This is a genomic window from Winogradskyella algicola, assembly GCF_005869935.1.
GTDB classification, from domain to species: domain Bacteria; phylum Bacteroidota; class Bacteroidia; order Flavobacteriales; family Flavobacteriaceae; genus Winogradskyella; species Winogradskyella algicola.
Genome location: NZ_SZQF01000003.1, coordinates 12,657 through 26,550 on the forward strand (window position 1 = coordinate 12,657; position 13,894 = coordinate 26,550).

Annotated in this window: 13 protein-coding genes; 2 read left to right on the top strand and 11 right to left on the bottom strand. The window is 34.9% G+C overall.

The genetic code is table 11. The annotated features are described in order from the left end of the window. Nucleotides 1-49: 49 nt before the first annotated feature. A complete protein-coding gene (locus tag FC091_RS06135) occupies nt 50-2,854 on the top strand; it encodes a putative LPS assembly protein LptD (RefSeq protein ID WP_138433405.1) in 2,805 nt (934 codons plus the stop codon). Between the two features lie 498 nt (nt 2,855-3,352). Further along, complete coding sequence (locus FC091_RS06140) at nt 3,353-3,733, top strand: Rid family detoxifying hydrolase (RefSeq protein ID WP_138433406.1); 381 nt, start codon at nt 3,353-3,355, stop codon at nt 3,731-3,733. Nucleotides 3,734-3,777: 44 nt separating this feature from the next. Here the strand turns inward: FC091_RS06140 and FC091_RS06145 are convergent, their stop codons facing one another. The 11 genes from FC091_RS06145 to FC091_RS06190 all read right to left on the bottom strand — a co-directional run bounded on the left by FC091_RS06145 (nt 3,778) and on the right by FC091_RS06190 (nt 13,893). Next, nucleotides 3,778-4,542 carry a DUF6090 family protein gene (locus tag FC091_RS06145; protein ID WP_138433407.1) on the bottom strand — a complete coding sequence of 255 codons (765 nt, stop codon included), beginning with the start codon at nt 4,540-4,542 and terminating at the stop codon, nt 3,778-3,780. Between the two features lie 23 nt (nt 4,543-4,565). Beyond that, the gene (locus FC091_RS06150) at nt 4,566-5,309 is read right to left on the bottom strand and encodes a DUF6090 family protein (protein ID WP_171032476.1); all 744 of its coding nucleotides are present in this window, start codon (nt 5,307-5,309) and stop codon (nt 4,566-4,568) included. Nucleotides 5,310-5,511: 202 nt separating this feature from the next. Then, a complete protein-coding gene (locus FC091_RS06155) occupies nt 5,512-6,474 on the bottom strand; it encodes a TolB family protein (RefSeq protein WP_138433409.1) in 963 nt (320 codons plus the stop codon). Between the two features lie 157 nt (nt 6,475-6,631). After that, the gene (locus tag FC091_RS06160) at nt 6,632-6,871 is read right to left on the bottom strand and encodes a hypothetical protein (RefSeq protein ID WP_212745830.1); all 240 of its coding nucleotides are present in this window, start codon (nt 6,869-6,871) and stop codon (nt 6,632-6,634) included. A gap of 134 nt (nt 6,872-7,005) precedes the next feature. Then, the gene (locus FC091_RS06165; RefSeq protein ID WP_246035806.1) at nt 7,006-7,308 is read right to left on the bottom strand and encodes an iron chaperone; all 303 of its coding nucleotides are present in this window, start codon (nt 7,306-7,308) and stop codon (nt 7,006-7,008) included. A gap of 9 nt (nt 7,309-7,317) precedes the next feature. Beyond that, nucleotides 7,318-7,728, bottom strand: a complete 411-nt coding sequence (locus FC091_RS06170) for an SRPBCC family protein (RefSeq protein ID WP_138433410.1) — start codon at nt 7,726-7,728, stop codon at nt 7,318-7,320. A 209-nt stretch (nt 7,729-7,937) separates the two neighbouring features. Continuing rightward, entirely contained in the window at nt 7,938-9,635 is a 1,698-nt protein-coding gene (locus tag FC091_RS06175) for an amidohydrolase (protein WP_138433411.1), read from the bottom strand. A gap of 181 nt (nt 9,636-9,816) precedes the next feature. Next, nucleotides 9,817-10,278 carry a hypothetical protein gene (locus FC091_RS06180; protein ID WP_138433412.1) on the bottom strand — a complete coding sequence of 154 codons (462 nt, stop codon included), beginning with the start codon at nt 10,276-10,278 and terminating at the stop codon, nt 9,817-9,819. A 238-nt stretch (nt 10,279-10,516) separates the two neighbouring features. Continuing rightward, complete coding sequence (locus FC091_RS15195; protein WP_171032477.1) at nt 10,517-10,657, bottom strand: hypothetical protein; 141 nt, start codon at nt 10,655-10,657, stop codon at nt 10,517-10,519. A gap of 13 nt (nt 10,658-10,670) precedes the next feature. Then, nucleotides 10,671-12,494: an AAA family ATPase gene (locus FC091_RS06185; RefSeq protein ID WP_138433413.1), complete on the bottom strand. Its 1,824-nt coding sequence runs from the start codon at nt 12,492-12,494 to the stop codon at nt 10,671-10,673. A gap of 1 nt (nt 12,495) precedes the next feature. After that, nucleotides 12,496-13,893, bottom strand: a complete 1,398-nt coding sequence (locus tag FC091_RS06190; protein WP_138433414.1) for an HNH endonuclease family protein — start codon at nt 13,891-13,893, stop codon at nt 12,496-12,498. Nucleotide 13,894 lies beyond the last annotated feature (1 nt).

Genomic DNA, 13,894 nt, shown 5'->3' on the forward strand with positions numbered 1-13,894 from the left:
TTAAACTTTAGAAATTTAATAAGATAATCACAAAAAAATATCTGTACTTTTGGCGTTTCAAAAACCGAGCCATACTTTTACAAAAATACATCTAAAAGGATTGCGTACAAATAGCTTACACATACTTTTTACCTTGAGTTTTACAGTGTTTATCAACACTTTTAGCTTGGCTCAGGAATTACCAAAAAAGAACGAAGGCATTCCATCCGAGCAAAAAAACGACACTACTGTTGTTGCTAAAGACAGGGTTGAAATTTCTGCTGATTCTTTATTAAATCCGCCTTTGAATACCAAAGTAGTTGACTCTACAGATAGTGACTCTGTAAAAAAGGAAGGCTTTTTAAAAGATATAGTAACTTATAAGGCTAGGGATTATGTCGCTGTAAATCAAAAAAAGCAGCAAATACGCCTATTTAACGAGGCTATGGTTCAATATGAAGATATGGAAATCACGGCTGGTGTTATAGTTATTGATTACAATAAAAATCTGGTATATGCTGGCAGATTAAAAGACTCAACAGGATACTCTCAAAAACCTGTTTTTACACAAGGTGCTAATGTTATTGAACCAGATTCTATTATTTTTAATACCGACTCCAGAAAGGCTTTAATTTTTAATTCCGTAACCGAACAAAGTGGCGGAACCGTCATAGCTGAGCGTACAAAAAGAGAAAACGATTCGGTATATTTTATATCACAAGGAAAGTTTACGACTTCAGAAAACCTAGAAGATCCTGAGTATTATATTAAGATGAGTAAGGCAAAAATTGTACCTAACAAAAAGATTGTAACTGGTATGAGCCAAATGTATATCTACGATGTGCCAACACCAATTGCTTTACCTTTTGCTTTCTTTCCAATGTCCAAAAAACAAACGTCTGGTATTATCTTTCCGTCGTTTGGAGAAGATACTGGTAACGACAGAGGTTATTTTTTACAAAATGGAGGTTACTACTTTGCCATCAACGATTATCTAGATTTGGCAGTCCTTGGAGACTATTACACCAATGGTAGTTATGGTATTAGGTTACAGAGCAACTATGCTGTACGCTACAAGTTTAGAGGAAACTTTGGCTTTAGATATGAAAACTTACTTAATAGCGAACGTGGTTTCCCAGATTTTAGGCAAAGTACAATTTACAACATAAGATGGTCACATAGTCAGGACGCTAAGGCTAATCCAAATTCTAGATTCTCAGCATCGGTTAACCTAGGTAGTAGTCAGTTCTTTTCACAGTCTATTAATCAGGCCAATTTAGCCAATACGCTTACTAATACCTTGGCCTCTTCGGTATCGTATTCTAAAACCTTTCAAGGTGAGCCACAAGTTAATCTGAGTTTAACAGCTACACACAATCAAAATACAAATACAGAGGCCATTAATTTAACATTGCCAACCATGCAAGCCTCCATGACCAGAGTGTTTCCTTTTGCTCCAAAATCTGGTGCCAAAAAAGGTGCGATTCAGAATATTAACTTTCAAGTGAACACTAGAGGCGAATACCGTATACAGACTACTGACTCATTATTTGGTAAAAGTGAAATGTTTGAGGATGCCCTTGCCGGGATGCGCCACTCTATTCCCGTGACCACTAACTTTAAAGTTTTTAATCATTTTAGCGCTAGTGTCAGTGCTAATTTTGATGAAAACTGGACGTTTAATACCGTAAAACGAAATAATATTTTTGAAGGCGAAAGCTCTGAAGCTATAAAAGTTAACGGTTTTGATCGCTTTTTAACCTATAATTTTGGTGCTAGTATCGGTACCACTTTATATGGTATGTATAACTTTCAGAAGAAAGGCAAAAACCCTAAAATACAAGCCATTAGGCACGTAATGCGTCCTTCCATTAGCTACAATGTTTCACCAGCTTTTGATCAGTATTACGAAACTTACGATGTTATTGCGGCAGATGGAACAACGAGCGATCAGATAGAATACACACGTTTTGAAAATTCACTTTTCGGTAGACCAGGTAATCGCTACTCTAGCAGTCTTGGACTTGCTGTTGGTAATAATTTTGAAGCCAAAATACGTTCTAAAGACTCCACCGAAACCGAACCAAAGAAGATCTTTTTATTAAACAACCTTAACTTGGCAACCTCTTATGATTTAGCGGCAGACTCACTAAACTGGAGTCCATTGCGCGTTACTGGTGGAACCCAGATTCTTAATAAGAAGATGAATATTAACTTCGGTATGACGCTAAATCCATATGCCTTAGACAGCAATAATAACGTTATCGATAAATTTAACGTTAACAATGGCGGAAGTTTATTCCGTATGACATCTGCTAACTTAAACGTTAGCTACAGTTTAAATAACGATAGTTTTTCTGGTAAGGATGAAGAAGAAGAAAGAGACGAAGAGGCAGATCGCAATAGCGCTACTGCCAATGCAAGAGCCGATGACCTTTTTGGGGTATCGCAAGATTTTGCAGACCAACGTCTAGGCGATCGTAAAAAGGACAAAAGCAAAGACGACGAAGAAAAAAACAATGAGTTCTACAACTATAAAATGCCCTGGAGTTTAAGATTATCTTATGTCGCCAACTACAACAATACTAGGCGACAAAACGAAATCTCCTCCCACTCATTAATGTTTTCTGGCGATGTAGAACTTTCACCGCGTTGGTCTATTGGCGCATCCTCTGGTTATGATTTTCTAAACCAAGGGTTTACTTTTACACAGTTACGTTTTGAACGCGATTTATTAAGCTGGAGAATGAACTTCTCTTGGGTACCATTTGGTAGAAACCAATCGTGGAATTTCTTTATAGGTATTAAATCCAACCTATTAAAAGATTTAAAATACGATCAGCGTCGCCAACCAGATCGTCAATTGGGCAACTAACCGTCAGTTCGAGTGTTGCAACGTTTGCGTTGCAGTGTATCGAGAACTATTAAAGCAACTGTCAGTCTGAGCCTGTCGAAGACCAAACAAAACCAATACCTACAGAGACCGCCAAACCAAATTCCGACATGTCATGCTGAGCTTGTCAAAGTACAGTCGGAAACCGCTGTCAGCAGTATATATAAACAAAACTTGTCAACAATGGCTGAAGCTTAAGAAGTCATGGATGTCATCCTGAACTTGCTTCAGTAATTCAACATCTCATCAAACCACAAAATAACAAACCCTCACTACAAGACACAAAACAGTCTCAAAAAAGGGAAAACACAAATCTACTGTCAGTTCGAGTGTTTTTAATCGCTAGCAAAGCGATTAAAAATGTATCGAGAACTATTAATGTCAAAATGAACCAAGAACAAAATAGTCACCATTTTATTCTAAAAAACCACTCAAATTACCGAATTTTAAACCCACTAATAACTGAAGCAACCTATACTCATGAAAACTATAATCAACACACCAAACGCACCCGCTCCAATAGGACCATACAACCAAGCAGTTTTAATTGGTAATACCTTGTACACCTCTGGGCAAATAGCCTTGCATCCTAAGACTATGGAACTGGTAATGGATACCATTGAGGCCGAAACCAAACAGGTTATGGAAAACATGAAAGCAGTTTTAGCTGCTGCAGACATGACCTTTGAAAACGTTATTAAAACATCTATCTTTATTAGCGACATGCACAACTTTGCAAAGATTAATACTGTTTATGCCACATATTTTAATGAAGACACTGCACCCGCAAGAGAAACTGTAGAAGTAGCCAACCTACCTAAGTTTGTCAATGTTGAGATCAGTATGATTGCTGTGAGGTAGGTTGTGCGAACAAATAATTACTGATAGCCATTATTGTGGTCTCGTTATTTACACGTTTTGCCTTTTAGTAATTGAATAGGTTCTTGTATGTCTTCCTTTAAATTAAAAAAGTATTGTCGCTGTCTCATTTGCATACCCAAAAAAAACACAAGATTATCTTGAAATTTTATAAAATATGGGTTGGTAGGGTCGTTAGTCCAATTGATTTTAGGTAAAAAAGAAATATGTTCCTCACTAAGTTCTTTTTGCATGTAATCAACATCCTGATATCCCAATTCTGTGATAAGGTCAAAATCAAAATACCGCTTAATTATTTCATTTCTATTTTCTTCCAGAAGGTTTATAGTGTTGTTTAAAACTGTACTGTGCTTTATCAGTCTGTTTTTTAATGTAATATCTGTGAGCAGTTTTAATTGTCCAGATGATGTTAAATCTTCAAAAGTAATGGTACTGGGCACAAAAGCGTCTTGTCTTAAGGCAATTACAAATTTATTTAGAATGCGACTTCTATCATTTGGTATAGTGTTTAAATCTACTATTAACGCTTTGGTGAGTTTTATTTTGTTGGCTATCAACTCATAATTTTCATCAATTAACTTCTCATTAAGCAAAAAGTCATCTAATATTCTACAATAATAATCGGCTTCTGTAATTCTGTTTTTTCGGTCTTCATTCCAATTGTTAATTTGTAGCGCAATCAAAATACCAATGACTACAAGTACAATTTCTCCGATTGCATATTTGAGATACTTCCCGGTTCTTCCTTCCGAAAGTAAGTTCTGTCTAATTTTTCTAAAGAATTTTATCATTGGCTAGCGTTGTGCTTTATTTATTAGTTTTTTATTTGGCTTTCTAATACTTCAAGAATACGATTAATCCTTTTCATTAAGGTTTGGGATTCTTGATTATTAAACACATTTAGGGTTAATGCCCAAGCAACCTTACCTTCTAATTTGGAGTCTTTCAAAAGTTCATTCGTAGTCGTTGTAATAAGTTTTGATGTTCCAGGTATGAGGTTTTTAACCTGTTTGGATTCTAACAAGTTTTTGGGTGCGTCTTTCCAATGGGTGTATGCTACATCACGCTGTATACCTACGTCATTTAGATGAGGATAAATGCGTTGTTCACAAAATCTAAAAAACACTTGCTCTACTTCTTGAAGTTGAATCACATCAGTGCTCCAATTAACAAGTAGTTGCTTTAACGTTTCATCTTTTAAAATTTCGATATTTCCAGAACTTACCAAGTCGTTCTGAATTGGATCAAAGGTTGGTGGTTGAATAGTACTTAAGTAAACAAGGATACTATCGCGTGTGGCATTTTCTGGGTCATCATAATAATCTAATAACTGCCTACAATTTTCAATCAAAGTATTTCTAAGTTCTATTTTATCTAGAAGTTGATTTCTATTAGATATAAATTCCTTTTCAAGCCTTTTTAATAGCGCTTGTTCTTTACTATGTTCTTTGCGTTGCTCATTCCAATTGTTAATCTGTAATGCAATTAAAATTCCGATGACTACAAGTACAATTTCTCCAACGGCGTACTTAAAGTACTTTCCAATTTTATTTTCCATAAGTAAGTTTTGGCGGATTTTTCTAAAGAATTTTATCATGAGTTAGGAGTTCGTAATAATTAAGCACCACGGTTTATGCATGAGCAGCAACAGATGTCATGTAATTGCTTGTCGTATAGCAATATACGCTATTTCAACGAAAAATCAACTTTTAGCAAGGTACCGCAACTACTATTTTTTTATACCGTATTAGGCAACATAATTATTCAAATAGTTCACTGAAACCAAGATATTCAGTTTCAACAAAAAATATACTCCAGTTGCCGTATTCGTAGTTACCATAATTCTCAGCACGACTAAAGAAAAAATACTTTCCATCTCTCGAAAACCTAGGACTGCTCTCTTCACCCTTTGTATTTGCTAAGGGACCTATTGGCTTTGCCCTACTCCATCCGTTTTGTGTCTTTTTAGAAACAAAGATATCTTCGCCTCCAGATCCGCTAGGCACGCCATAGGAATTAAAAACCAAAAAATTTCCGTCTGGTGATATTACCGCAGAATAAACTACATAGTTCTCATCGTCAAAAAGTCCATCGATTACTTTTGGCGCTGAAAAATTTCCCCCTTCTAACTTCGTTTCATAAAGTTTGATTGATTTGGTGCCACGCACCATTGTGGTATAGTAAAAGGTCTCGTTGTCGTTTGTAAAAAAGAAATTATTATTTGATGACGGCCATTCTTCGCCTTCTTCTTGCACTTCATTTATTGGTGTAGGTAAAGGTACTGGTTCACTCCAACCAGTTTCTGTTCTTTCCATTTTCCAAATATTCATATCAAAGTTTCCTTTGTTTGGTTTATCTGGAATTGGTCGCTCAGAACCGAAATACATAAATTTTCCGTCTGGTGTTATCAATGGCGTTTCGTCTCTATCAATAGAGAAACTTGCCAAAACTGGTGTTGACCATTTACCATCGACCAACGTACTTTTATAAATGGTTTGTTTTTGTTCTGGCGCCCTTCTAGAAAAATATGTTGTAAGTCCATCCGTTGAAAACGTCAATTCAAATTCGCTGTTTTCTTCAGTAGAGATTATCCCTTGAGCAAAAGGAATAGGTTCAGAAACCACATCCTTTGAGTAATTTATTTCCGGTATTTGCTGGTCGCTTTTACAACTCAAAAACACCAAAATTGTGGTTAGCAGTACGTAGTTTAGTTTTTTCAGCATGTTGATCTAAATGTTATCAAACGATTTTTGTACGAGCAGTAATGGATGTTATGTAATTGCTTGTCGTATAGCAATATACGCTATTTCAACGAAAAAGCGGTTTGAGTAGCACCCAAACCGTTGTTACGTATTCACATTCCTGTATGTCGTTTATTATTTATTTCCATCCATCATAATTTGCTGCTTGTCGTATAAAATCAATCACGCTCGCATCATTTACCTCATCTAGTGTCTTTAGCTTAATATATCTTGTTTCCCCTGTTCCCAAAGGTGGTTGTGGATCAAAAGCTGCACCATTAAGAAAAACAATATTAGCAGACACATCATAAGCCGCAACTTCAATCAGCCATCCTAATGCATCGGTTCCGTAATAGGCATTTCCCCATTTGCCATCCAATCTTCAATAACCTTATAATCAGGCTCTGGAATAGGCGGCTTCTTTGTTGAAAGTGGTTGACGTTCTTTATGCATTCAATAGTGTTTTTCGGTACATTATCATTTTTATTATTAAATCTTTAGGTAAAGGCTTATCTAACGGAAATTGAACCGAACCTTTCCGCGTTTATATACGGTCAATTCAGGTTCAAACTTTTCCATAGTTGTTGGGTGTGGATAAAGTCCAACGTGTTTTGTATAGCCTGCAATCATTATCTGCTGTTCCCTTTTTCCGTCTTTAACTAAAGCATAAGCGGGTATGTTATAGTTAAGTAGTTCAGTTGCATTAGGCGCAACTTTCAAAATACATGCTTTAAGTTCCAACAGCGCTTGTTTGGTTTCTTCGGGTTGAGCATTGATGTATTCGGCTACGGAATTATATGGGCTTGTCTCGCTCATTGTAATGGGCTAATGCGTTTCCACGTATTTTTTGAAATTTTCGAGTATCGCCTGCCAACCAGCACGCTGTTGTTCGTCGGTATGTGTGCCCTCAGCATCAAATGTTTCCCTCACATTTACCTCATCTCCGTTTTGCAAAAACGCAATATCCACTTTTCGTCCGTCCGACATTTTGTAAGAAATCAGTTCCTTGTCAATTATTTTGTCATAAGTTCCCGTAAAATCAAAGCCCATACTACCGTCTTTCGCTTCCATGCGCCAAGAGAAATTCCCATTCGGTCTTAAATCATTTTCAGCATTTGGGCAACACCACGCATCAGTCGCAAAGTTCCAATTGGTAATGTGTTCTGGTCGTGTCCAATAGTTCCAAACCCTGTCAAGATCGGATTTGATAGAAGTTTGAACAGTTATGCTTTCCATATCTTTTATGTTTTACGTTCTGCTGAAATGCACCACAAAGGCCTCATACAACAGCAAGTTACAACATTAAAGGTAATAATTTTTAGTTAAGAACTGACGTTAGTAATTTCGAGCAGATTCGGTTAGGCCTGACCTGAGCTTGTCGAAGGGAATACCGCTAGCAAACACATATGCGTAAATATTTTACAGTTATACATTGGCGGCAATAATTATTTCTCATATACTATTTCTCCTTCTTTGATGGTTTTTAAAACCTGTATATCTTTTATATTTTCAGGATTTACTTTCAATGGGTTTTTATCTAAAATCACAAAATCAGCGAGTTTCCCTTTTTCAAGACTTCCTTTTCTGTCTTCCTCAAAATGTTGATATGCCGACCATATGGTTATTGCCTGTAAAGCCTCGTAGGGTGATAACCTTTCATTAGGACCAATGATTTTACCAGAACGAGAAGTCCGTTCTACTGCTGTCCACAAAACGCGCATTAAATTAGGTAGTGCAACTGGTGCATCGGTGTGAATAGTAATATCCATTCCCTTTTTTAGTGCTGTTTTTACCGGACTAATACTTTGGACTAAAGAATCACCAATAAGTTGAGTATGCCAATCTCCCCAATAAAATGTATGCAACGGAAATAGAGAAGCAATCATTTTCATGTCTTTGGCTTCATTTAACTGGTCTTCCCTAATGTATTGCCCGTGGATAATAACATCGCGTCTGTTTTCCTTTCCGTATTTTTCTTGTAGTGGTTTCATTGTTCTAATAAATTGGTCAATTGCAGCATCTCCATTAGTATGTGCTAAAATTTGCCAATTATTTTTAAACCCTTTTTCTAATATGGAAGTCACCACGCTATCGTTAGGTATAGCTGGGTAACCACTATAATCGTGTGGCATTCCTTGTGGCGGAATAAGATAAGGTTCTGTTCTCCAAGCAGTTCTGCCTTGGGGCGAACCATCTAATGTAACCTTCATTCCACCTATCCTATAGTTGTTAGTATAATCTTTACTATTCCATTTACTGTCCATGTATGCATCTACAAAGGCGTAATCTATATAGCTCACTACATCAATTTTATATAGATCCCTCTCTGCCATAGCAACTAGCATTTCATGATTTTCCATTGCTCTCCCTTCCTGAGCCGTTGTGTATCCGTAAGACAATGCCATTTCTTGTCCGGCTTCAAAAAATCTTATCACGGCTTCCTCAGATTTGGGTGCAATAGCTTGCAGCATATACGGAATCGCAGCCAGTTCTTCTAAAACACCATTAGGTTCTGTAGAGTTGTTTTCGCGTCTTATAATGCCGCCCTCAGGATTTTTACTGTTTTCATCAATTCCCAATTTTTCTAATCCTTTTGAGTTCACTACTGCAAAGTGTCCTGAAATGTGCGTTATCATTATTGGAAATTCTGTACTTACTTCATCTAGATCGTGTTTAGTAGGGAACCGTTTTTCTTTTAAGATAGAATCATCAAACCCAGTACCAAAAATCCAGCCTGTCAAAGCTCTATTTTCAGGTGTATTCCATGCTTTTAGGACTGAAATTAAAGTGTTCATGTCATCAACATTGGCGTCAGGCGAAGCTAATAATTGCGCACCAATTGCCTGTGCGCCAAAATTAGCAAAATGGGCATGCCCATCAATTAATCCCGGAACGAGTGTTTTTCCTTCCAAATCAATCATATGGTGATCTTTTCCAGCAATTGTCATGGCGTCTTCACTAGAGCCAGTAAAGATTATTTTTCCGTCTTGTTCAACTATGGCTTCAACATAATTTGCCGTATCACCAACCATAGTAATAATATCACCATTATAGTATACTGTTGAAACATTAGATTTATCAGTTTTTTCGCAGGAACTAAAAAGAGTTAGTCCTAAAACTAGAAGCAAAATTTTATTTGTCATTATTTCGGTTTTAAGTAGTGCCAATGGTTTAGGCTATGAGTCGTTACAAAAAAAAATTCACCATACTTATTGTATCGCGACCGAAAGATAACAAATTACAACGACACAAGCATTATATGCAAACCAGTAAAGCAATTCAGCCTCAATAGCTTATAGCCTCTACTGTAGCGCGTTTTCATTTTCAAAATTCAGGAAGTCTAATGTTCAAATAATGTGCTTCAATGAATTCAAATTGTGAAATCTCAACAGTTTGTTCGTCGCCTTCATCAGCTTTCCATTTTGTTAGAGCATAAATATTATACCCTTTTTTATTATGCATTCCAAGCGGTGAGATAGCCTTACTAAAGTCTGTCCAAATTGTTATGTCTAGCTTTTCTAATTTAGTCAAATCACAGTCATGGTTTTTAAAATGCTCTGGCAACCAATTTAAATAATCGTTAAGTAATTGTCTGCTTGCTTTAGATTCCGCCTCTTTTGGTTTTATTTCTCTGTTTATAAAGTCAAAATTTGCTCGGTTTTCTTTTCCGATTTTATATAAATCAATAAGTACATTTACAGCAAGCCGTCCGCTTTTCATATAGTCAATACTCATAAACGAATGCGTAAAATTGTGAATTGCCGATTTATAATTTTTGTACTTCATAGGCTTTTCGCAAATGTGTTACTGCGGTCTTGTGTACAGCTCGTTACCTGTAAATTATCAATTATTGTAGAATTAGGCAACAAGTAAATTTTTTAAATTTTACTATATATCTTTTTTATACCAACGGATTTTAACCAAAGTAAATATTAAGAAACAGGCTTTAGCTATTGTAAAATCAGGATTGTCTTAAGCCGAGAACCTCTTTTCAAAATTAGCATAAAATGACTTGCTTTTTAACTCAGTTCTTTGTTGTGTTTTCGTACTTTATTTTCCGTTTTATTTGTAGCGTTGGAAAGGCATACTCTTTTGTAATTTTTGGCGTAGCATTGGCTGTAGTGAATTGCGAATGTGTATGATTTAGAGCTAGGGCTTGATTCATAAATATTTCATTCTTAAACTAACCATTGCGTTAGAGTTTTTCCATCACATTCCATCGCATTTTTTAAATCAGTTTCTACAATATTGGGAACACTTCTATCTGTAAATGTTCTATTTAAAGCATTAGTAATTACTTCACAAGTATAAGGTCCTCTTAATATATCGTTCAATTTTGCATCTTGAGTGTATGCTAATGGTGGTGAATCCGTGTCCATTGCAAAGTCAACTCCTTCTCTTGTCCATTTATTAAATGAAAATTCTGGTGTAGAAAATGAAATATCTCCATCATTATCTATCTTATAAACATAAGTAGCAGTTACCAGTTCAGCAGTATATGAGATTGCAGGTAAAGTAATAGTGAATACTTTATTCTTTTCGATTACAACCTCTCTTTTTGGTAATTCAATTTTTTGTAAATCATCTATAACTTTAAAAGCAGCTTCTATGTCATTTTTATAAATTGGACTTTCAATATCATCGTGCGACATTGGATTTAACAATACAGTTTTATATGTTTTTAGTCCATCAATTATTGAGTCTGGAATTTCTATTTCTAAATCTTTATAATATTCCTTTAAACGATTTATTAATGTATCCAATTTTGGTGGTTTTAAAAGACCTTTTACTTCCTCACTTAACGTATGTGTTTCAGGTAGTTTTTCTTTAAGCGTTTTTTCTAAAACTTTACGTAAAGAATTGGCAGCAGCTGGATAGTCATAACTATTTTTATATAGTTCAGCTTTTTGTATTTCAGTTTTTACTTTGTCGTTAATTTCTGGACCATTTACACCTTTATAAAATTCAAGAAATTTCCAATTGGTTAGCTGTACTTTTGCGACTTCATACCAATGCCTATCATAAGTTGTAATGAATATTTGAAACTGCTCAAATTCTGGCTCTTTTAAAAGTTTTATGAGTTTTAAACGATGCTCATTGTCTAATCCGATTAGTATATCATCTAGAAATAGAATTTTAATTTCTTCCGAAAATCTAGACTGTCTCAATATTGCAGCTAAAAAAATACTTATTGCAATTGCAGAAAGTTTAGCCTCATTCAAAGCGAAATGAGGATAATGACTATCTAAAGAAGTACCATCACTTTCAATATTTAATAAAATCTTACTTTGTGATATTCCGCCCCATTGATTTACTTGAATCGTATGTCTATTGAACTCTATTTTTAGATCAGGAACTAATTTTTCTAAAACTTTATTAACTGCTGGTGCTAAATAATCAGGATTACCACTTAAAAAGAGTTTATTTAAAGCATTATTAAATGATAATGCTTTGCGTTCAACAGAAGCCTTTTTTTGTCTATGCTGATTAAAATCTTTACCTCTTCCTACTGTTTTTTTACTTTCTTCTAAAACATCTTTCCACAATTCACCCAATTCAATTCCACCTGTAATTGTTTGAGATTTAAAATGCTTTAGAACTCCATTAATAATTAAGTTAAAAACATTAAGTTCATCTTTCAATTTTACGTTGTGAACTCCTAATAAATGTTTGTATGTGATAAAACTTTTTAATCTATTACAGTCCGTGATTGAAGCTGTATTTGTAGTCTTTGTACTTTCATTTAATGTAAATTTTGCATTACCATCAAACTCAACTTCAATAGCACAATCTGTTTGTCCATCAGTTAAATAAAGGTTTCGCAAATTTGCCATATTGATATTTTCAACACTAGATTGAAAAAAATCCTTTAGGGCATAATACACGGAACTTTTACCACTTCCATTTTCTCCATAAATAAAAACGTTTTTTCCACTCACAGCAATATTTTCAGACCGTTGAAATGCTTTGTATTTATTTATGGTTAGGTTTTGGATTTTCATATTAACTCACTTTTGCACCTTTAGATTGATTATGATGAGCACATAATAACTCTCCGTTTTCTAAAATAGTCTGACCTCCTTTAGCGTGTGGAAAAACGTGGTCAGCTTGATAATTAGACCAACTTACTCTTGCTTCTTTTTCGGGTTTACCTTCACGTAGGCACTCCTGACATAATCCTTTACCATCACGATAAATTATGATTCTTTGTAACTCTGAAAAGGCTCTATTTTCATCTTTTTCTTTTAACTCAAAAAGGTTATCTTTTAAATACTCGAAAAAGATTTGTCTCATAATTCTATCTCTGACTTCTAAATCGTGTTCTCCTTGTTGTCTACGATTACTAAACGTCAACATATCGGTATCTTCAGAATCTTCGTAAGTTTTCCAACGCGTATGAAAAGCATAAATAAATTCACGAACTATATTTTTGGTATCATTATCTAATACATAATGCATTCTTAAATGACGAATGAGCATATATACAGAAATGATGAAATACTCTACTGAAAACTCTTTTATGCCGTTTTTATCGTCTAACATTGGGTCATCTTTAAAAATATCGTAGAATACTTTTAAATTTTTGCGTACCGCAACAGCTTCATTATTATTCTCGAAAGTATAATCTCCTATACCATTTGATGTTTTGGCTTCTTCAATAAACTCTGTTATTTTTTTATCGCCTAATTCGGCATAACCACCATTTTTTTCAATAAGAAGAAACCTCGCCATAAATTGTAAATGCTTCATTCTATCATTATCTACATTCAATAGTTTGAAAAATGGCATTTTATCTGGATTACTATCTATTGGCTCGTATTTGTTATAATCAAAGGTTAAGTCATCAGCATATTTTACTATAAAATTTCTACTTAAACTTGATAATTGCGCGTGTGCAACTTCCATATAGTTTAAGGTTTCGCCTTGTTGTAACCTCCAAAAAATCTCGGTAGCAATAATTTGGTGGTTTACATTATTTGGTTCATCGATATTTAAAATAACATCGGCTTGGTAGGTTAAGGATCTATCAATAAATTTTCGGACTTCTGAATTAAGGTCTTTGTAATATTTACCTGCAATACCTTCACCTAAATCTGCCAATGTTTTTGGTAATTTGTATTTGTTTTCAAAGAACTCCTGTACCGTAGTAATTCGTTGTTGGCCATCTACAATTTCATTAACTGTACGGTCATCACTTAATCGTACTCTGCGAATAACTAACTTGGGGATATAATATCGCCTAAACAAACTATCCATTAGGGCTTGTTTCTTTTTTACCTTCCATACTGCTTTACGTTGGTATGGTGGTCTTGTTACAAACTCATCTTTGTATTTATGAAAATCTTCTATAGGAAAACTTTCCTGAACTATTGTATATTCTGTCTTTGGATTAAATGCCATT